14 protein-coding genes are annotated in these 19,884 nt (G+C 60.2%); 9 read left to right on the forward strand and 5 right to left on the reverse strand.

The window, feature by feature from the left end; all coding sequences use genetic code 11:
* The first annotated feature begins 337 nt into the window (after nucleotides 1–337).
* The 6 genes from fadB to HX812_RS17780 all read left to right on the forward strand — a co-directional run bounded on the left by fadB (nucleotide 338) and on the right by HX812_RS17780 (nucleotide 7,752).
* Entirely contained in the window at nucleotides 338–2,485 is a 2,148-nt protein-coding gene (gene fadB / locus HX812_RS17755; protein ID WP_028619416.1) for a fatty acid oxidation complex subunit alpha FadB, read from the forward strand.
* 29 nt (nucleotides 2,486–2,514) lie between these two features.
* The gene (gene fadA / locus HX812_RS17760) at nucleotides 2,515–3,690 is read left to right on the forward strand and encodes an acetyl-CoA C-acyltransferase FadA (RefSeq protein WP_016975260.1); all 1,176 of its coding nucleotides are present in this window, start codon (nucleotides 2,515–2,517) and stop codon (nucleotides 3,688–3,690) included.
* Nucleotides 3,691–3,787: 97 nt separating this feature from the next.
* Complete coding sequence (locus HX812_RS17765; RefSeq protein ID WP_028619417.1) at nucleotides 3,788–4,024, forward strand: DUF1653 domain-containing protein; 237 nt, start codon at nucleotides 3,788–3,790, stop codon at nucleotides 4,022–4,024.
* A 114-nt stretch (nucleotides 4,025–4,138) separates the two neighbouring features.
* The gene (gene topA, locus HX812_RS17770) at nucleotides 4,139–6,760 is read left to right on the forward strand and encodes a type I DNA topoisomerase (protein WP_038846550.1); all 2,622 of its coding nucleotides are present in this window, start codon (nucleotides 4,139–4,141) and stop codon (nucleotides 6,758–6,760) included.
* Between the two features lie 126 nt (nucleotides 6,761–6,886).
* The gene (locus HX812_RS17775) at nucleotides 6,887–7,408 is read left to right on the forward strand and encodes a DUF6586 family protein (protein ID WP_038846553.1); all 522 of its coding nucleotides are present in this window, start codon (nucleotides 6,887–6,889) and stop codon (nucleotides 7,406–7,408) included.
* A gap of 110 nt (nucleotides 7,409–7,518) precedes the next feature.
* Nucleotides 7,519–7,752 (forward strand): hypothetical protein, encoded by a 234-nt coding sequence (locus HX812_RS17780; RefSeq protein WP_016975264.1) that lies wholly within the window; start codon nucleotides 7,519–7,521, stop codon nucleotides 7,750–7,752.
* Between the two features lie 206 nt (nucleotides 7,753–7,958).
* On the opposite strand, the gene sulA is transcribed toward HX812_RS17780, so the two are convergent.
* Both sulA and lexA read right to left on the reverse strand, forming a co-directional pair.
* The gene (sulA, locus tag HX812_RS17785) at nucleotides 7,959–8,432 is read right to left on the reverse strand and encodes an SOS-induced cell division inhibitor SulA (protein ID WP_028619419.1); all 474 of its coding nucleotides are present in this window, start codon (nucleotides 8,430–8,432) and stop codon (nucleotides 7,959–7,961) included.
* 10 nt (nucleotides 8,433–8,442) lie between these two features.
* Nucleotides 8,443–9,051: a transcriptional repressor LexA gene (gene lexA / locus HX812_RS17790; RefSeq protein ID WP_038846805.1), complete on the reverse strand. Its 609-nt coding sequence runs from the start codon at nucleotides 9,049–9,051 to the stop codon at nucleotides 8,443–8,445.
* A 263-nt stretch (nucleotides 9,052–9,314) separates the two neighbouring features.
* On the opposite strand from lexA, the gene HX812_RS17795 reads away from it, so the two are divergent.
* Nucleotides 9,315–10,022 carry a TetR/AcrR family transcriptional regulator gene (locus tag HX812_RS17795; protein ID WP_033902576.1) on the forward strand — a complete coding sequence of 236 codons (708 nt, stop codon included), beginning with the start codon at nucleotides 9,315–9,317 and terminating at the stop codon, nucleotides 10,020–10,022.
* A 136-nt stretch (nucleotides 10,023–10,158) separates the two neighbouring features.
* Nucleotides 10,159–11,169: a beta-N-acetylhexosaminidase gene (nagZ, locus tag HX812_RS17800; protein WP_038846803.1), complete on the forward strand. Its 1,011-nt coding sequence runs from the start codon at nucleotides 10,159–10,161 to the stop codon at nucleotides 11,167–11,169.
* 111 nt (nucleotides 11,170–11,280) lie between these two features.
* On the opposite strand, the gene HX812_RS17805 is transcribed toward nagZ, so the two are convergent.
* From HX812_RS17805 to mfd, 3 genes are read right to left on the reverse strand one after another with little or no spacing between them, the layout of a single operon-like run.
* Nucleotides 11,281–13,971, reverse strand: coding sequence for a DEAD/DEAH box helicase (locus HX812_RS17805; RefSeq protein ID WP_038846802.1), 2,691 nt, complete (start codon nucleotides 13,969–13,971; stop codon nucleotides 11,281–11,283).
* A gap of 9 nt (nucleotides 13,972–13,980) precedes the next feature.
* Nucleotides 13,981–14,547: a CsiV family protein gene (locus HX812_RS17810; protein ID WP_038846800.1), complete on the reverse strand. Its 567-nt coding sequence runs from the start codon at nucleotides 14,545–14,547 to the stop codon at nucleotides 13,981–13,983.
* A gap of 11 nt (nucleotides 14,548–14,558) precedes the next feature.
* Entirely contained in the window at nucleotides 14,559–18,008 is a 3,450-nt protein-coding gene (gene mfd / locus HX812_RS17815; RefSeq protein ID WP_038846798.1) for a transcription-repair coupling factor, read from the reverse strand.
* 340 nt (nucleotides 18,009–18,348) lie between these two features.
* Between mfd and HX812_RS17820 the strand changes: the two genes are divergently transcribed.
* Nucleotides 18,349–19,812 carry a glyceraldehyde-3-phosphate dehydrogenase gene (locus tag HX812_RS17820; protein WP_028619425.1) on the forward strand — a complete coding sequence of 488 codons (1,464 nt, stop codon included), beginning with the start codon at nucleotides 18,349–18,351 and terminating at the stop codon, nucleotides 19,810–19,812.
* The last annotated feature ends 72 nt before the right edge of the window (nucleotides 19,813–19,884 follow it).

The raw sequence follows: 19,884 nt of genomic DNA on the forward strand, positions 1-19,884 counted from the left end.
TTTTTCCATATCTTTTCCATTATTGATTTCGTGAATAGTTGAATATTGACGAGTCGCGGGCTTAGGGTTGGGGTTCTGAAATGACTGGAAAGTCGCGTTTTTCCTAGCCTTTCGAGCGATTGACAATTGCCCGGAATTGGATGAAGGTGGCGTACCCAAATCAAACGGGCGTATGAATTGAGCGTTTGTCTGTCAGACGACTCATACAGAATCCCGACTATCGCATTGGCGGGTGTGCCTGGCGGATTGGCGTGAACATTGGCGAATTCATCAATGTCCAACCAGAGGCCAGCGTCCAGTGTGTACTGTTCAGCTTCCATATCGTGGAGATCAGTTGATGATTTACGAAGGTAAAGCCATCACGGTTAAGGCTCTTGAAAGTGGCATCGTCGAACTGAAATTCGACCTCAAGGGTGAGTCCGTCAACAAGTTCAACCGTCTAACCCTGAATGAATTGCGTCAGGCCGTAGACACCATCAAAGCAGATGCTTCGGTCAAGGGCGTGATCGTTTCCAGCGGCAAGGACGTGTTTATCGTCGGCGCTGACATCACCGAATTCGTCGACAACTTCAAGCTGCCCGATGCCGAGCTGGTGGCTGGCAACCTCGAAGCCAACAAGATTTTCAGCGATTTTGAAGACCTCAACGTACCGACCGTCGCCGCGATCAACGGCATCGCGTTGGGCGGCGGCCTGGAAATGTGCCTGGCGGCAGACTTCCGCGTCATGTCGGCCACGGCCAAGATCGGCCTGCCTGAAGTCAAACTGGGCATCTACCCAGGTTTCGGCGGCACCGTACGCCTGCCGCGCCTGATCGGTGCCGACAACGCCATCGAGTGGATTGCCGCTGGCAAGGAAAACCGTGCTGAAGACGCGCTGAAAGTCGGTGCCGTTGACGCTGTGGTTGCCCCGGACAAACTGGCAGAAGCCGCACTGAACCTGATCAAGGGCGCCATCAGCGGCGAATTTGACTACAAGGCCAAGCGTCAGCCGAAGCTGGAAAAACTCAAGCTCAACGCCATCGAACAAATGATGTCGTTCGAAACCGCCAAAGGTTTCGTGGCTGGCCAGGCCGGCCCGAACTACCCCGCGCCGGTTGAAGCGATCAAGACCATCCAGAAAGCCGCGAACTTCGGTCGCGACAAAGCCCTGGAAGTGGAAGCGGCAGGCTTCGTCAAACTGGCGAAAACCTCCGCAGCCCAGAGCCTGATCGGCCTGTTCCTGAACGATCAGGAACTGAAGAAAAAGGCCAAGGCCTACGACGAAATCGCCAAGGACGTGAAACAGGCAGCCGTACTCGGCGCCGGTATCATGGGCGGCGGTATCGCCTATCAGTCGGCGTCCAAAGGCACGCCGATCCTGATGAAAGACATCAACGAGCACGGCATCGAGCAAGGCCTGGCGGAAGCCGCCAAGCTGCTGGTCGGCCGCGTGGATAAAGGTCGCATGACCGCCGCGAAGATGGCTGAAGTGCTTAACGGCATTCGTCCTACGCTGTCCTACGGCGATTTCGGCCATGTCGACCTGGTGGTCGAAGCCGTTGTCGAGAACCCGAAGGTCAAGCAAGCCGTGCTGGCCGAAGTGGAAGCTCAGGTTAAAGACGACACCATCCTGGCGTCCAACACCTCGACCATTTCCATCTCGCTGCTGGCCAAGGCCTTGAAGCGTCCGGAGAACTTCGTCGGCATGCACTTCTTCAACCCGGTGCACATGATGCCGCTGGTGGAAGTGATCCGTGGCGAGAAGTCCAGCGAGCTGGCGGTTGCCACCACCGTTGCCTACGCCAAGAAAATGGGCAAGAACCCGATCGTGGTCAACGACTGCCCGGGCTTCCTGGTCAACCGCGTGCTGTTCCCGTACTTCGGCGGTTTCGCCAAGTTGGTCAGCGCCGGTGTGGACTTCGTGCGCATCGACAAAGTCATGGAAAAATTCGGCTGGCCAATGGGCCCGGCGTACCTGATGGACGTGGTCGGCATCGACACCGGCCACCACGGTCGCGACGTCATGGCTGAAGGCTTCCCGGACCGCATGAAAGACGACCGCCGTTCGGCGATCGACGCGCTGTACGAGGCCAAGCGCCTGGGCCAGAAGAACGGCAAGGGCTTCTACGCCTACGAGGCCGACAAGAAGGGCAAGCAGAAGAAAGTGGCCGATCCGTCGGTGCATGAAGTGCTGGCTCCGGTCATCTACGAACAGCGTGAGGTGTCGGACGAAGACATCATCAACTGGATGATGATCGCCCTGTGCCTCGAAACCGTGCGTTGCCTGGAAGACGGCATCGTCGAGACCGCCGCCGAAGCCGATATGGGCCTGGTGTACGGTATTGGTTTCCCTCCATTCCGTGGTGGTGCGCTGCGTTACATCGACTCGATCGGTGTGGCCGAGTTCGTTGCCCTGGCTGATCAATACGCTGATTTGGGCCCGCTGTACCACCCGACCGCGAAGCTGCGTGAAATGGCCAAGAACGGCCAGCGCTTCTTCGGTTAAGTGCCCAGACGACTAGAGCGAGAATATTTATGAGCTTGAATCCAAGAGACGTCGTGATCGTCGACTTCGGTCGTACGCCGATGGGCCGCTCCAAGGGCGGCATGCACCGCAACACCCGTGCCGAAGATATGTCGGCACACCTGATCAGCAAACTGCTGGAACGCAACGTCAAGGTCGACCCGAACGAAGTCGAAGACGTGATCTGGGGCTGCGTCAACCAGACCCTGGAGCAGGGCTGGAACATTGCGCGCATGGCGTCGTTGATGACCCAGATCCCGCACACCGCCGCCGGCCAGACTGTGAGCCGCCTGTGCGGTTCGTCGATGAGCGCGCTGCACACTGCCGCCCAGGCGATCATGACCGGCAACGGTGATGTGTTCGTGGTCGGTGGCGTGGAGCATATGGGCCACGTCAGTATGATGCATGGCGTTGACCCTAACCCGCACATGTCGCTGTACGCGGCAAAAGCCTCGGGCATGATGGGCCTGACTGCGGAAATGCTCGGCAAAATGCACGGTATTACCCGCGAAGCCCAGGACGCGTTCGGCCTGCGTTCCCACCAGCTCGCCCACAAAGCGACTGTGGAAGGCAAGTTCAAGGATGAAATCATCCCGATGAACGGTTACGACGAGAACGGTTTCCTGAAACTGTTCGACTACGACGAAACCATTCGTCCGGACACCACCCTGGAAAGCCTGGCGGCGCTCAAGCCGGCGTTCAATCCAAAGGGCGGCACCGTGACTGCCGGTACTTCGTCGCAAATCACCGACGGTGCTTCGTGCATGATCGTGATGTCGGCGCAGCGTGCCCAGGACCTGGGCATCCAACCGCTGGCCGTGATCCGTTCGATGGCCGTGGCGGGTGTGGACCCGGCAATCATGGGCTATGGTCCAGTACCGGCCACACAAAAAGCCTTGAAGCGCGCGGGCCTGACCATCAACGACATCGACTTCTTCGAGCTCAATGAAGCTTTCGCTGCACAGGCCTTGCCCGTGCTGAAAGATTTGAAAGTACTCGACAAGATGAATGAGAAGGTTAACCTGCACGGCGGCGCGATTGCCCTGGGTCACCCATTCGGTTGCTCCGGTGCGCGTATCTCCGGCACTTTGCTTAACGTGATGAAGCAAAATGGCGGCAACCTTGGGGTTGCAACCATGTGCATTGGTCTCGGCCAAGGCATTTCCACCGTCTTCGAACGCGTCTAAGCGTTGGGTTGACGGAAGCCGGGGCCCAGTGCCCCGGTTTTTGTTTTTGGGTGGTTTTGTATTTTTTTTTTAACAAATTTTGTAAGAGGGCCAGAGCATGAAAGTCGAACCAGGGCTCTACCAGCATTATAAAGGTCCGCAGTACCGTGTTTTCAGCGTGGCGCGCCACTCCGAGACCGAAGAGGAAGTGGTGTTCTACCAAGCACTGTATGGCGATTACGGCTTTTGGGTGCGCCCGTTGAGCATGTTTGTGGAGACCGTCGAAGTTGACGGCGAGCAGGTCCCGCGCTTTGCTTTGGTCCAGGCCGAACCCAGTCTTTTTTCAGGGCAATAACGGCAGGTCGCGCAGAATGCTGCGCTTGACCTCACCTTGTTGCCACTATATATAGCGTTGCCGCGACAGGCGCCAACTGCCTTTCACTTCTCGAATTCAGGAATTTTCCGATCCATGGGCAAATCGCTGGTCATTGTGGAATCCCCGGCTAAGGCCAAGACCATCAACAAGTACTTGGGCAACGAGTACGTGGTGAAGTCGAGTATCGGCCATATCCGAGACCTGCCCACCAGCGGTTCGGCTAGCGCCAGCAAGGAGCCAGCCGCCAAGCGCGGCAAGGCGGCTGCGGGCGAAGGTCCGGTGCTCACCCCTAAAGAGAAAGCGCGCAAGCAGCTGGTCTCGCGCATGGGTGTGGACCCGGATCATGGCTGGAAGGCCAAGTACGAAATCCTTCCAGGCAAGGAAAAGGTCATCGAAGAGCTGCGCCGGCTCGCCAAGGATGCTGACACCATCTATCTCGCGACGGACTTGGACCGCGAAGGGGAAGCCATTGCCTGGCACCTGCGGGAAGCCATTGGCGGTGATGACAGCCGCTACAAGCGCGTGGTGTTCAACGAAATCACCAAGAAAGCCATCCAGGAAGCTTTCTCCAAGCCGGGCGAACTGGATATCGACCGTGTCAACGCCCAACAGGCCCGTCGTTTCCTCGACCGCGTCGTGGGCTACATGGTCTCGCCACTGCTGTGGGCCAAGATCGCCCGTGGCCTGTCCGCTGGTCGTGTGCAATCGGTTGCCGTGAAGCTGGTGGTGGAGCGTGAGCGCGAGATCCGTGCGTTCATCCCCGAAGAATACTGGGAAGTCCACGCCGACTTGGGCACCGCCAAGGGGGCCAACGTACGTTTTGAAGTGGCCCGCGAGAAAGGCGAGGCGTTCAAGCCGCTGAACGAAGCCCAGGCGATGGCCGCGCTGGAGAAGCTCAAGTCTTCCAGCTACAGCATCGTCAAGCGTGAAGACAAACCGACCAGCAGCAAGCCGTCGGCACCGTTTATCACTTCCACCCTGCAACAGGCCGCGAGCAACCGCCTGGGCTTTGGTGTGAAGAAAACCATGATGATGGCCCAGCGCTTGTACGAGGCCGGCTACATCACGTATATGCGTACCGACTCCACCAACCTGTCGCAAGATGCGGTGGCGATGGCGCGTACTTACATTGAAGAAGAGTTCGGCAAGAAGTACCTGCCGGAGAAGCCAAACGTCTACAGCAGCAAGGAAGGCGCACAAGAGGCTCACGAAGCGATCCGTCCTTCCGACGCCAACACCACGCCTGCCAAGCTGAGCGGCATGGAGCGCGACGCTGAGCGCCTCTACGAGCTGATCTGGCGCCAGTTCCTGGCCTGCCAGATGCTGCCAGCGCAATACCTGTCCACCACCGTGACGGTGGCGGCTTCCGACTTCGAGCTGCGTGCCAAAGGCCGTATCCTCAAGTTCGACGGCTATACCCGTGTGATGCCGCAAATCGCCAAGCCTGGCGATGACGACGTGCTGCCGGACATGGCCCAGGGCGACACGTTGAAGCTGATCAAGCTCGACCCGTCGCAACACTTCACCAAGCCGCCGGCGCGCTATTCGGAAGCCAGCCTGGTAAAAGAGATGGAAAAACGCGGCATCGGTCGTCCTTCGACCTACGCGGCGATCATCTCGACTATTCAGGACCGTGGCTACGTTGCGCTGCACAACCGTCGTTTCTACTCGGAAAAGATGGGCGACATCGTGACCGAGCGACTGTCCGAGAGCTTCTCCAACCTGATGGACTACGGCTTCACCGCCGGTATGGAAGAGAACCTCGATGACGTGGCCCAGGGCGAACGCGACTGGAAAAGCGTGCTGGACGAGTTCTACGGCGACTTCAAGAAGAAACTCGAAGTAGCCGAAAGCCCTGAAAACGGCATGCGCGCCAACCAGCCGGTGATGACCGACATCCCGTGCCAGACCTGCGGTCGACCGATGCAGATTCGTACGGCGTCCACTGGCGTGTTCCTCGGTTGCTCGGGCTACAGCCTGCCGCCGAAAGAGCGCTGCAAGGCCACCGTCAACCTGGTGCCGGGTGATGAAATCGCTGCCGATGACGAGGGTGAGTCCGAGTCGCTGGTCCTGCGTGGCAAGCACCGCTGCCCGATCTGCAGCACGGCGATGGACGCCTACCTGCTGGACGAGAAGCACAAGCTGCACATCTGCGGTAACAACCCGGATTGCAACGGCTACGAGATTGAAGAGGGCACCTATCGCATCAAGGGCTACGAAGGTCCGAGCCTGGAGTGCGACAAGTGCGGTAGCGAGATGCAGCTCAAGACCGGCCGTTTCGGCAAGTTCTTCGGTTGCACCAACCCGACCTGCAAGAACACCCGCAAACTGCTGAAAAGCGGTGACGCGGCGCCGCCGAAGATGGACCCGGTGAAGATGCCGGAACTCAAGTGCGAGAAGGTCAACGACACCTACATCCTGCGTGACGGCGCTTCGGGGTTGTTCCTGGCGGCCAGCCAGTTCCCGAAAAACCGCGAGACCCGTGCACCGCTGGTGCTGGAGATCGTGCCGCACAAGGATGAGATCGATCCGAAGTACCACTTCCTGTGTGAAGCGCCGAAGAAGGACCCGGATGGTCGACCAGCCGTGATCCGCTACAGCCGCAAGACCAAGGAGCAGTACGTGCAGACCGAAGTGGACGGTAAGCCTACCGGCTGGAAAGCGTTCTACGACGGCAGCAAGTGGAAGGTCGAGGACAAGCGCCAGGGCGCTTGATCGGCTAATCTGCCAATGACAAAGGCCGCCTGCACAGGCGGCCTTTTTTTGCCCTTGCAGTGCGCTCGGCAGATCCGTGACACTGTTCAGCCAGCATCACGCTTATTCGTTGTGGAGATTGCCGTCATGGCCAACGAACTCTATACCCGTACCAATCAGAAAATTTACTTCGCGGGTTTATCCCTGGAAGCCCTTGGCCGCGCCGAGGAAGGGAAAGAGATGAATGCCATCGCGCTGGTCCAGGCGGGGCGTGAAGCGGCGTTGTTCCATCTGTACGGTGCCTTGCTGGGCCTGTGCCATGAAATAGCCGGGTTTTACCGCCTGCCTCAAGCCGGCTCGCCCCGTGCAGAAATGATCATGAATCGCGAAGTGCTGGACTCGATGGCCATTCCTGAGCTGGCCGAACTGGTGGAAATGGCTCAAAGCCCGGACAGTTGGGTGGCGCGTTTGCTCAAGGCGCATGCGGATATGTTTCAGCCGCCGCGTATACCGCATGTGCCCAAGGGCGATGTGACCCAGCCGCTGATCGTGGCGGTTGCGCTGGAAGAAGATGAGCCCAAGCCGTTGAGTCGGGAAGAGCTGGAAGGCTGGCGCCAGGAACTGAAAAAGATGGCACTGCGCTTTCGCGAAGGTCTCAACGAGTGTTGAGCATCCTCTAGGCGACCATTCATCAAGCTGTCAAGAAACCTGTTCAGATCCTCTGCGGGGCTGGGTGGATGACTGATATAATCCCGGCCTTTCGTGGAGAACAGACTTTTATGCCAACGTCCTTTCTGGAAATTGTTGAATTGCCTGACGGCCGAATCGAGCTGCGCCGGGCTGAGGACGAGGGTTCTCTGGTTATCTTGGACTTTTCCGAAGATGCCAAACAGTTCCTGCAAGGCCAGCACGTGGAAGTGGCTAAAGCCATGTTGAGCGTGGGTGTGCAGATGGCCGGTCGCCTGGCGGAAGGCGAGCCTGAGAAAGACGAGGGGCCGCGGGTTCTGCACTGAGTTCTAGGGTGAAGGGCGCTATTGTGGTTATGCGGGCTTCTGTGGCGAGCGAGCTTGCTCGCGCTGGGCTGCGAAGCGGCCCTGAATAGATTGATGCGATAGGTCAGGCATTCCACGGTGCCAGTTTTGGGGCTGCTTCGCAGCCCAGCGCGAGCAAGCTCGCTCGCCACAGCAAGCGCGCCGACCACAGGCCAGGCTTGGTGATTTTATCCCAATCGAATATTCAAACTCTGCGCATCACCTGTGCGCGCAGCACTGATCAGTTGCTGCTTGGCGCTGACACTCAGTGGATTCAACCAGCTCACCACTGTATGGCTGCGGCCCAGGCGAAGTGCTTCGCAGGTCAACTGCTGGGCACTTTGCGCGCCGCGTGGCTGCAGCAACAGGATGCGCTCGCGGTTGAGACCGGCATCCCGCAGCCAGGCCTGGGTCAGGCTGGCGGGCGGGGCGATCAGTGTCAGCCATCGTGCGTCCTGCTCTTCGCTCAGATCACGCAGGATCGGCGCCAACAGGCTCAGGCAACTCCCCGCTGCACCGCGCAACGACAATTCACTGAACGCCTCAGGTTCGGCGCCCCAGGGCGCCTCGACCGTTTCCTTGAGGATAGGCGCAAGGGGTTGGGCCATGAAGGCCTCGAACAGCGACAGTTGTGTGTGTTGTGGGGTGTGGACGAGCTGCATGATGCCTCCTTTAGCGGCGAATGACGCCGACGCTCAAGCCTTCGATCACCAGGTCCTGATCTTTCAGGTTCACTTCAATCGGGGCGAAGTCAGGGTTCTCGGCCAGGAGCCAGACCTTGCTGCCTTCGCGCTTGAAGCGTTTGACGGTGACTTCATCGCCGATACGGGCGACGACGATCTGGCCATTACGGGCTTCGCGGGTGGTGTGGACGGCCAGCAGGTCGCCATCGAAGATGCCCACGTCCTTCATGCTCATGCCATGGACCCGCAATAGGTAGTCGGCGCGAGGGTGGAAGAAGGTCGGGTTGATATTGCAGGATTCCTCGACGTGCTGCTGCGCCAGGATCGGCGCACCGGCGGCGACACGGCCGATGATCGGCAGGGTCGATTCGTCGGCCTTGGCTTCGAAGCCAGGGATGCGAATACCGCGCGAGGCACCGGGGGTCATCTCGATCGCGCCTTTGCGAGCGAGGGCCTTGAGGTGTTCTTCCGCGGCGTTGGGGGACTTGAACCCCAGTTCCAGCGCAATTTCCGCTCGTGTCGGCGGGTAGCCGTTGTCATCGAGGCAGCGCTTGATAAAAGCCAGAATCTCAGCTTGGCGTGGCGTCAGTTTTAGCATGTTGATCGCTCTGTCTTTTTATACAGTGACTGGGATTATATACAGTGAACTGCGCTTGGCAATCATCCTTTTTCGCCACTCCGCTGGACGGTCATCAGGCATGCTTCCCACAAGCCAGGGATAGCGCTGCCTACAGACCGGTATGGATGTGATTAAATAGCGATGAAATGTATGACTGCCCGGCCGGAAAGCGAACCCGCAGGCTTGACAAGACACACCCTGAAACGTATGTTTCAAACAAGTGTTTGTCAGGCGGAGTAGCCATGGCCCAGTCGGAAACCGTTGAACGCATTCTCGATGCTGCCGAGCAATTGTTCGCGGAAAAAGGATTTGCTGAAACTTCATTGCGGCTGATCACCAGCAAGGCTGGCGTCAACCTCGCCGCAGTGAACTACCATTTCGGCTCGAAAAAGGCCCTGATCCAGGCGGTGTTCTCGCGCTTCCTGGGGCCGTTCTGCGCGAGCCTCGACCGTGAACTCGAGCGTCGCCAGGCCAAGGCTGACCATAAGCCGACCCTGGAAGAACTGCTGGAAATCCTTGTTGAGCAAGCTCTGGTGGTTCAGCCTCGCAGTGGCAACGACCTGTCGATCTTCATGCGCTTGTTGGGCTTGGCGTTCAGCCAGAGCCAGGGTCACCTGCGCCGTTACCTCGAAGACATGTACGGCAAGGTATTTCGTCGCTATATGTTGCTGGTTAACGAGGCCGCTCCGCGTATTCCGCCGATCGAGCTGTTCTGGCGTGTGCACTTCATGCTCGGTGCCGCTGCGTTCAGCATGTCTGGGATCAAAGCGTTGCGGGCCATTGCCGAGACTGATTTCGGCGTCAACACCTCCATTGAGCAGGTCATGCGCCTGATGGTGCCGTTCCTGGCCGCCGGCATGCGCGCCGAAACCGGCGTGACCGACGCCGCCATGGCCGCCGCCCAATTGCGCCCACGCAGCAAGTCCGCGCCAGCACCCGCCAAGGTTTGACCGCGCCGGGTGGGCGCGGTCGCTTGCATCCGCTAAGCTAGCGGCCCATGCCGAATTCAGCTATTTACTCATAACCCGTTGTGCTCACTGCGCCTGGTGAGGGCAACGGGTTGTGTGCGTTATTTAAGGAAGGTTTATGACTGCTGCCCTGCAAGGTTCTTTGATGGTCGACGTGGCCGGCACCTGGCTGACGGCCGAGGACCGCCACCTGCTGCGCCAGCCTGAAGTGGGCGGCCTGATCATTTTCGCGCGCAATATCGAGCATCCGCGCCAAGTGCGGGAATTGAGTGCAGCGATTCGCGCAGTGCGCCCGGACCTGCTGCTGGCCGTCGACCAGGAGGGCGGCCGCGTACAGCGCCTGCGCCAGGGTTTCGTGCGCTTGCCGGCCATGCGTGCCTTGGCGGATAACCCCAACGCCGAATACCTGGCCGAGCAGTGTGGCTGGATCATGGCGACTGAAGTGTTGGCCGTTGGCCTGGACCTGAGCTTCGCTCCAGTGCTGGACCTGGACTACCAACGCAGCGCCGTGGTCGGCACCCGTTCCTTCGAAGGCGACCCGGAGCGCGCCGCCATGCTGGCCGGTGCCTTTATCCGAGGCATGAACAGCGCGGGCATGGCTGCTACTGGCAAGCACTTTCCCGGTCATGGTTGGGCTGAGGCCGACTCCCACGTCGCCATTCCCAATGATGAACGTAGCCTGGAACAGATTCGCGCCAATGACCTGGTACCTTTCGCACGCTTGAGCAAGCAACTCGCGGCGGTGATGCCCGCGCACGTGATCTATCCGCAAGTCGACGCCCAGCCAGCCGGGTTCTCGCGCCGCTGGTTGCAGGAGATCTTGCGTGGTGAGTTGCAGTTCGATGGGGTGATTTTCAGCGATGACCTGTCCATGGCCGGTGCCCATGTGGTGGGCGACGCCGCCAGCCGTATCGAAGCGGCGCTGACGGCCGGTTGCGACATGGGCCTGGTGTGCAATGATCGCGCGGCTGCCGAACTGGCGTTGACCGCCGCCCAGCGTATGAAGGTCACGCCATCGCCACGCATTGCGCGGATGCGTGGGCAGGCAATTGCTTCGACGGAATACAAGCAGGATCCGCGTTGGCTGGCGGCGCTGACGGCGTTGCGGGATGCTCAACTGATTGGCTGAACACCGCGGCGCGGCCTTCGCGAGCAAGCCCGCTCCCACATTCGACCGAGTTCCAGCTTTGGAATGCAGTCAAGTATGGGAGCGGGCTTGCTCGCGAAAGCGGTCTGGAAGTCAGCGCTTTTCTTGCTTATTCGGCAACGGCGCAAACAACGCCTCAATATCCTCATTGCCCAGCTGCCAGTCTCCTGTAGTACGCCCATCCAGCACGCCCGCTGCCAGGTCGGATTTTTCCTTCTGCAGGTGCTGGATTTTCTCTTCCACCGTGCCCCTGGCGATCATCTTGTAGACGAACACCGGCTTCTCCTGACCGATGCGATAGGCGCGGTCGGTGGCCTGGTTTTCCGTGGCCGGGTTCCACCAAGGGTCGTAATGGATCACCGTGTCGGCTTCGGTCAGGTTCAGGCCCACACCGCCGGCTTTCAGGCTGATCAGAAAAATCTGCAGCTTGCCGCTCTGGAAGTCCTTCACCGGCGTGCGCCGATCCCGGGTCTGGCCGGTGAGCAGTGCGTAGGCCACGCCACGTTTTTTCAGCTCGATTTCGATCAGGCTCAACATTGAGGTGAACTGCGAAAACAGCAGGATCCGCCGACCTTCCTCAAACAGTTCCTCAAGCATCTCCATCAAGCTATCCAGCTTGCCGGAGCTGCTGCCACGGGCGGGCAGGGTCGCGTCGTTGACCAGCCGCAAGTCGCAACACACTTGGCGCAACTTCAGCAGAGCCTCAAGGATGATGATCTGGCTGCGCGCAACACCTTTGCGGGTGATCTCGTCGCGGACTTTCTTGTCCATGGCCAGGCGCATGGTTTCGTATACGTCGCGCTGGGCTTCATTGAGGTCGACCCAGTGGATGATCTCGGTCTTGGGGGGCAACTCAGTCGCCACTTGTTCCTTGGTGCGGCGCAGCAGGAAAGGTTTGATCCGACCGTTGAGGTGCTGCAATCGTACATCGCTGGCGCGCTTTTCGATGGGCACGCGGTAATCACGGTTGAAGCTTTTTACATCACCGAGCCAGCCGGGCAGCAGAAAGTGGAACAATGACCACAGTTCACCCAGGTGATTTTCCAGCGGCGTACCACTCAGGCACAGGCGCTGGCGTGCGTTCAGCTCGCGCGCCGCCTGGGCCGCCTTACTGGACGGGTTCTTGATGTACTGGGCTTCATCGAGGATCAGCACATGCAAGGGCAGGGCGGCGAGTGGTTCGATGTCCTTGGGCAGCAGCGCATAGGTGGTCAGCAGCAGGTCATAGTCCTGCAGGTTGGCGAAATGTTTCTTGCGCCCTGCGCCATACAGCGCCAACACCTTGAGTTGCGGTGTGAAGTGCGCCGCCTCATCCAGCCAGTTGGGAATCAGGCTGGTGGGCATCACCACCATGCACGGCCGATCCAGGCGACCCGCGATTTTCTCAGTGAGAATATGCGCCAGGGTCTGTAGGGTTTTGCCCAGGCCCATGTCATCCGCGAGTATGCCGCCGACATCCAGCTGACGCAGCGACTGCATCCAGCTCAGGCCTTCCAGTTGGTAAGGGCGCAAGGTCGCGTTCAGCCCTTCAGGCGCTACGCAGGTAAAGTCCTTGATATCCCGCAGGCGCTGGGCAAAGTTGCGGATTTTCTCGCCACCTTCCCATTGCAGCGGCAAGTCTTCCAGTGGGTTGAGCCGGATCGCATCGGCCTTGGCCATGCGCAGCGTGGTGGTGCCGGATTCCTGTAGGTAAAACTCACCGAGGGTCGCCAGCACTGGTTTCAATCGACCGTAGGGCAGCGCCACTTGTATCGGGCCATGGCCATTGGGCAGGCCGGGGATATTCACCAGGATCAGCTCATCATCGCGGCGTCGCGCCAGTTTCTCCGGGTTGAGGATCTCGGTGTGGGAGCGCATCAGGTTCAGCAGGATCGGCAGCAGGCTCAGTCGCTCGCCATTGACGATAATCCCCAGCTCCAGATCGAACCAATCACGCTCCGGACCTTCATCGACGGTGGCATACCAGTCATCGACGGCGCTGAGGTCGAAGCCGAAATCATCGTCGATCAGCAGTTCCCAGCCCTCGGCCCGAAGTGTCGGCGTGGCATTGAGCGTGAAGGTCAGCCAGGCACTGTCATTGACCATCTCGAACAGCTCGCCGGCGCTTTCCGGCAGGGCCTTGCTCTGGCGCGTGGCGATCTTGAAGCCCAGCAGGCGCAGTTGTTCGCGATACGGTTGCTCAAGCTCCGGATGCCGCTTGATGCGCAGGCTCTGGGTGTCCTGGCGCACAATGATGTCGGCGTTTTTTTGCCCGCTGACATAGTTACCCAGGTAGTTGAACGACAGCGCCGCGCGGTGCTGGATATAGCGCTGCATCTTGCCGTTGCGCGGTTCAAAGGCGCTGAATTCGACGCTGGCCATCCACAGGCGCGGCACCGGCACCACGTCTTCCATCACCACTTGCGGCAGCACGGCACGGTTTTCCAGCACGGCCTGGAGTTTTTCCAGCAGCTCTGCATCCTGTGCGGCGGCGGGGTAGGCCAGGGTTTCCTGGACCTTGAGCAATACCGCGGCAATGTGTTTGCAGTTGGTGTGCACCGGGCAGGTACAGCGGCTATCCACCAGGATCAAGGTGCCCTTGGCCGATTCACGCAGCGAGATGGTCTGGCGATACACGTTGCTGCCGGAGCCTTCGCAACTGGCGACGATGGTGCTGTCGCCGCACTCGACGATGCGCACCCGGTTTTCCAGGGCATAACGTCGCCCGCGCTCAAGGCTCTGCTCTTTAAAGCGATTGGCCCACGAAGGGGCCAGGGGTTTGGTCAGCGACGACGTGAGGGACATGGTGCTGGATCAGTCCTGGATGTCGGGCGGTGGAGCGCTGGGTGGCTTGGCAGTCAGCGAGGTGATCTTGATCAGCAGCGCCAGGTGGCCGCCATCCAGGTAGTTGAGTTGGTTGTTCTTGGTGCGCACGTCGGTCTGGCTCAGGTGCTCGCTGGCGATCACGCTGCCGTTGGCGTCGAACTGGTTGATCCAGAAGTTCGCATCGATATCGGTAAAGCGGCCCAGTTGCAGGCTCAATACGCCCTCGATCGGAAACTGGCCGAATTGCTCCGAACCGTCGGTGATCGCGACCTTGACCGGCTGCTCGCCCAGGTTCTGTTCCCACGCCTTATGCAGCAGCACCGTGTAGGTAGAGTCGGCACGCAGCTTATCGACAATGTTGGACAGGCGCGGCGGGCTCAGTCTGTCGCCCAGGCGCGCCGCTCCGGCATCCCAGTTTTCCGGGGCGGCGCGGCTGCTGATCACCGGTTCGGCGTTCTGGCGCACCAGGATCATTTCCACCTGGTACGGGCTGTCGGCGAACGCCGCAGGGGCCACGACCACCAACAACAGGCACAACATGCGGAACAGGCGCATTGGGGCGTCCTTCAAGCAGATTTCGGGATGAGGCGCTCGAACAACGCCTCCAAGGTATTAAAGCGTTCTTCGGCACGTTCCATCGGTACCATGAACTTGAAAAGCGTAGCCCCTTCGAACTTGTAGCGGTTGGGCTGGCCCTGGATCAGCTTGATCAGCACCAGGGGGTCCACCGGTGTCTGCGCTTCGAATTCGATGCGTCCGCCCTGCGGTCCGGCGTCGACTTTCTTGATGCCCAACTGCTCGGCCTGCAACTTGAGCAGGGTCAGGCGTACCAGGTTCTTGGTCGGTTCCGGCAACAGGCCGAAGCGGTCGATCATCTCCACCTGCAGGTCTTTAAGGCCTTCTTCATCGGTGGCCGAGGCGATGCGCTTGTACAGGATCAGCCGTGCATGCACATCCGGCAGGTAATCTTCGGGAATCAACGCCGGCAAGCGCAGGTTGATCTCCGGGCCGCCGCCCAACGGTTGATCCAGATTCGGCTGCTCGCCCTTGCGGATGGCTTTCACCGCGCGCTCAAGCATCTCCATATACAGCGTGAAACCGACCGCCTGGATCTGCCCGCTCTGGCCGTCGCCCAGCAGTTCGCCGGCGCCGCGGATTTCCAGGTCGTTGGTGGCCAGCACAAAGCCCGCGCCCAGGTCCTGGGTGTTGGCGATCGCTTCCAGGCGCTTTTCCGCGTCGGAGGTGATCTGTTGGCGCGGCGGCGTGAGCAAATAGGCATACGCCTGGTGGTGACTGCGCCCAACACGGCCACGCAGCTGGTGCAATTGCGCCAGGCCGAACTTGTCGGCGCGCTCGATGATGATGGTGTTGGCGCTCGGCACGTCGATGCCGGTCTCGATGATGGTCGAGGCGATCAGCACGTTAAAGCGCTTGTGGTAGAAGTCGCTCATCACCTGTTCGAGTTCGCGCTCGCGCATCTGCCCGTGGCCGATGGCGATACGCGCCTCCGGCACCAGCTCGGCGAGGTCGGCGGCGCATTTCTCGATGGTCTTTACGTCGTTGTGCAGGTAATACACCTGCCCGCCGCGCAGCAGTTCACGTAGCAGCGCTTCCTTGACCGTGCTTTTGTTCTGCTCCATCACGAAGGTGCGTACCGACAAACGTCGCGCCGGCGGCGTGGCGATGATCGACAGGTCGCGCATGCCCGACACCGCCATATTCAACGTACGCGGAATCGGCGTGGCGGTCAGGGTGAGGATGTCGACTTCGCTGCGCAGGGCCTTGAGCTGTTCCTTCTGACGCACACCAAAACGGTGTTCTTCGTCGATGATCACCAGGCCCAGGTTCTTGATCTTCACATCGTCCGACAGCAGCTTGTGGGTGCCGATCACGATGTCGATCTTGCCTTCAGCCAAATCGGCGATGGCCGCATTCACTTCCTTGGCCGACTTGAAGCGGCTCATCACTTCCACGGTCACCGGCCAGTCGGCAAAGCGGTCGCGGAAGCTGTTGTAGTGCTGTTGGGCGAGCAGGGTGGTGGGCACTAGGATGGCTACCTGGCGGCCGCCGTGCACGGCAATGAAGGCGGCGCGCATGGCCACTTCGGTCTTGCCGAAACCCACATCGCCACAGACCAGGCGGTCCATGGGCTTGGGCGCGAGCATGTCGGCGCGCACCGCTTCGATGGTGGTTTGCTGGTCCGGGGTTTCTTCGAAGGCGAAGCCGGCGCTGAAGGTGGCGTAGTCGGCTTTCGGGTCGGCAAACGCGTAACCTTCGCGCGCCGCGCGGCGGGCATAGATGTCGAGCAATTCGGCAGCGACGTCGCGCACCTGCTCGGCGGCCTTGCGCTTGGCTTTCTGCCAGGTCTCGGAGCCCAGGCGATGCAAGGGCGCCAGGGCGTCATCGCTGCCGGTGTAGCGCGCGATCAAATGCAGGCTGGCCACTGGCACATAGAGCTTGGCGCCCTCGGCGTATTCCATGGTGAGGAATTCGGCGGCCTGGTTGTCGATCTCCAGGGTCTGCAAGCCCAGGTAGCGGCCGACGCCGTGGTCGATGTGCACCACTGGCGCGCCTTCGCGCAGTTCGGTGAGGTTCTTGATCACCGCGTCGTTGTTGGCGTCTGCGCGTTTTTCGCGGCGGCGACGTTGCATCACGCGCTGGCCGAACAACGGGCTCTCGGCGATCAATGCCAGGGCCGGATCATCCAGCAACAGGCCTTCGTCCAGCGGCGCGATGGTGATCGCCAGGCGTTCTTTGCTTTTGACGAAGTCCGGCCAGCTGTCGACGGTTTTCGGTCGCAGCTTCAGGCGTTCCAACAGTTCCAGCAGCACTTCGCGACGGCCGGCGGATTCAGCGGTAAACAACACGCGGCCGGGGAAGTCGCCGAGGAAATTGGACAGCGCTTCCAGCGGTTGCGTGGCTTTTGCCTGGATTGCCAGATCCGGCAGTGTGCCCGCCGGGAAGCGTTCGCGGCCGACGCCGGTCTCCACATCCTGTTGGCTGGCGACCACGCGCGGCCAGCTTTTCAGGCGCGCAAAGCAGTCTTCCACCGGCAGGAACAGTTCGGCGGGCGGCAATAAAGGACGTGAAGGATCGACGCGGCGCTCTTCATAGCGGTTGCGCACGTCATTCCAGAAGTTTTCCGCGGCCTGTTCGATGCCTGGCAGCGAGAACACCTGGGTGTCCTGGGGCAGGTAATCGAAGAGGGTGGAGGTCTCGTCGAAGAACAACGGCAGGTAGTACTCGATACCGGCGGGAGTAATCCCGCTGCTCAGGTCCTGGAAGATCGGGCAGCGGCGGAAGTCCACGTCGAAGCGTTCACGGAAGCGCGCCTTGAAGCGCGTGACCGCGTCTTTCTGCAGCGGGAATTCCCGTGCGGGCAGCAGCTTGACCGATTCGACTTTATCGATGGAGCGTTGGTTTTCCGGATCGAAGGTGCGCAGGGTCTCGATTTCGTCATCGAACAGGTCGATGCGATAGGGCAATTTGCTGCCCATCGGGAACAGGTCGATCAGCGCGCCACGCACCGCGAACTCACCGTGTTCGTACACCGTGTCGACGCAGCGATAGCCGCTGGCTTCCAGGCGCGTGCGCATCTGCTCGACATCAAGCTTCTGGCCGATATCCAGCACCAGGCTGCTGCCCAGCAGGAACTTGGTCGGCGCCAGGCGATGCAAGGCCGTGGTGATCGGCACCACCAGCACGCCGTGGGCCAGTTCCGGCAAGCGGTACAGGCTGGCGATGCGCTGGGAGATGATGTCCTGGTGCGGCGAGAACAGGTCGTAGGGCAGGGTTTCCCAGTCGGGGAAATGCAGCACCGGCAAATCGGGGGCGAAGAAGCTCAGCTCCTGCTCCAGCCGTTCGGCGCTTTGGCTGTCGGCGGTGAGCAGCAGGGTAAAGCGCTTGGCTGCGCTGGCAGCCTCGGCGATGGCCAGGCTCAGGGCGGCACCGGGCAGGTTGCCCCAGTGCTGTTTGCCTGCCGCAGCAGGGAGTAGCGGTAGACGCAGGACGGGCACGGAAGGTTGAGCTCCAAGCGTTGCGACAAAGTCGGTAATTGTAACGGTGCGGGACGCCGTCTGTCAGTTGCTGACTGAGCCTATTACGGTTTGTAGGAAATGTAGTGGCTAAGACAAACAATGGCGGGTTTTGACTCAATATGTAGTGCCAAAATGTACGCGTTTTTCGGAGAGTTACGGACAAGTTGTTCCGCGCCTGCCATTGGTGGCCTTCTGGAACCCGCGTATTTACTGGGCTGTAGCGGGGTGTCAATTTTTCGCAAGGACTTTTTGTTGCCGGACGCGCATTGCTCCGGGGGCGGTCGGGCGGCATAATGTAGCCCCTTTTTTCAGCCCCTACATGTGGAAGGTTCCCGTGACTCAGAAGCCCGACCAGTGTCTTGGTGAATGGATCGACCGTGAAGCACTCGCAGAAGCGATGATCCCGCTTATCGGTCAGCTGTACCGCAATAACAATGTGGTGAGCTCGATCTATGGCCGCAGCCTGATCAACCAGTCCGTCATCGCGATTCTCAAAGCCCACCGCTTTGCGCGTCACCGTTCCGCCGACGACAGCGAACTCTCCGTCCACGAAACATTCCCACTGCTTAAAGCCATGAGCGAGCTCAAGCTCGGCGCGGCCTCGGTAGACCTGGGCAAGCTGGCCTACAAGTTCCGCAAGGAAGGCGCCGGCCGTACCGCCGAGCAGTTCGTGCGTGAAGAAATGGCCGATGTGGTTGGCCAGCAAAACGCAGCTGCCCGCAAAGGCACCGACGTAGTGCTGTACGGCTTCGGTCGTATCGGCCGCCTGCTGGCACGCATCCTGATCGAAAAAACCGGTGGCGGCGACGGCCTGCGCCTGCGTGCCATCGTCGTGCGCAAAGGCGCCGAGAACGACCTGACCAAACGCGCCAGCCTGCTGCGCCGCGATTCGGTACACGGTCCGTTCAACGGCACCATCGTCATCGACGAAGAAAACAACACCATCACCGCCAACGGTAACCTGATCCAGGTGATCTACGCGAAGAACCCGTCCGAGGTGGATTACACCCAGTACGGCATCAAGGACGCCCTGCTGGTGGACAACACCGGCGTATGGCGTGACGCCGAAGGCCTGGGCCAGCACCTGGCCTGCCCGGGTGTGGATCGCGTTGTCCTCACCGCGCCTGGCAAAGGCAAGTTGAAGAACATCGTTCACGGCATCAACCACGGCGAAATCACCGCTGACGACAAGATCGTGTCCGCCGCTTCCTGCACCACCAACGCCATCGTGCCGGTGCTGAAGGCTGTGAACGACAAGTTCGGCATCGTCAACGGCCACGTCGAAACCGTTCACTCGTACACCAACGACCAGAACCTGATCGACAACTTCCACAAGGGCGATCGCCGTGGCCGTAGCGCTGCGTTGAACATGGTGATCACCGAGACCGGTGCTGCCACCGCTGCTGCCAAGGCCCTGCCTGAGCTGGCCGGCAAGCTGACCGGCAACGCGATCCGCGTGCCGACGCCAAACGTGTCGATGGCCATTCTCAACCTGAACCTTGAGAAAGCCGCCACCCGTGAAGAGATGAACGAGTACCTGCGCTACATGGCGCTGCACTCCGATCTGCATAAGCAAATCGACTTCGTCAACTCGCAGGAAGTGGTCTCCACCGACTTCGTGGGCTCGCGCCACGCCGGTGTGGTGGACGCTGAAGCGACCATTACCCAGGACAACCGCGTTGTCCTGTACGTGTGGTACGACAACGAGTTCGGCTACAGCTGCCAGGTGGTTCGCGTGATGGAAGATATGGCTGGGGTCAACCCGCCTGCGTTTCCGCGCTAAGCCTTTGCGCTGAATGAAAAAGCCCCGACTGGTTCGGGGCTTTTTTGTATTTGCTGTCCCGTCCTGAATAAG

It is taken from the genome of Pseudomonas sp. IPO3749, assembly GCF_013386605.1.
GTDB classification, from domain to species: domain Bacteria; phylum Pseudomonadota; class Gammaproteobacteria; order Pseudomonadales; family Pseudomonadaceae; genus Aquipseudomonas; species Aquipseudomonas azotoformans_A.

Excerpts from the sequence above, each read along its gene's own strand:
- fadB (WP_028619416.1), top strand. The coding sequence starts at position 338 with ATGATTTACGAAGGTAAAGCCATCACGGTTAAGGCTCTTGAAAGTGGC.
- fadA (WP_016975260.1), top strand. The coding sequence starts at position 2,515 with ATGAGCTTGAATCCAAGAGACGTCGTGATCGTCGACTTCGGTCGTACG.
- HX812_RS17765 (WP_028619417.1), top strand. The coding sequence starts at position 3,788 with ATGAAAGTCGAACCAGGGCTCTACCAGCATTATAAAGGTCCGCAGTAC.
- topA (WP_038846550.1), top strand. The coding sequence starts at position 4,139 with ATGGGCAAATCGCTGGTCATTGTGGAATCCCCGGCTAAGGCCAAGACC.
- HX812_RS17775 (WP_038846553.1), top strand. The coding sequence starts at position 6,887 with ATGGCCAACGAACTCTATACCCGTACCAATCAGAAAATTTACTTCGCG.
- HX812_RS17780 (WP_016975264.1), top strand. The coding sequence starts at position 7,519 with ATGCCAACGTCCTTTCTGGAAATTGTTGAATTGCCTGACGGCCGAATC.
- sulA (WP_028619419.1), bottom strand. The coding sequence starts at position 8,432 with ATGCAGCTCGTCCACACCCCACAACACACACAACTGTCGCTGTTCGAG.
- lexA (WP_038846805.1), bottom strand. The coding sequence starts at position 9,051 with ATGCTAAAACTGACGCCACGCCAAGCTGAGATTCTGGCTTTTATCAAG.
- HX812_RS17795 (WP_033902576.1), top strand. The coding sequence starts at position 9,315 with ATGGCCCAGTCGGAAACCGTTGAACGCATTCTCGATGCTGCCGAGCAA.
- nagZ (WP_038846803.1), top strand. The coding sequence starts at position 10,159 with ATGACTGCTGCCCTGCAAGGTTCTTTGATGGTCGACGTGGCCGGCACC.
- HX812_RS17805 (WP_038846802.1), bottom strand. The coding sequence starts at position 13,971 with ATGTCCCTCACGTCGTCGCTGACCAAACCCCTGGCCCCTTCGTGGGCC.
- HX812_RS17810 (WP_038846800.1), bottom strand. The coding sequence starts at position 14,547 with ATGCGCCTGTTCCGCATGTTGTGCCTGTTGTTGGTGGTCGTGGCCCCT.
- HX812_RS17820 (WP_028619425.1), top strand. The coding sequence starts at position 18,349 with ATGTGGAAGGTTCCCGTGACTCAGAAGCCCGACCAGTGTCTTGGTGAA.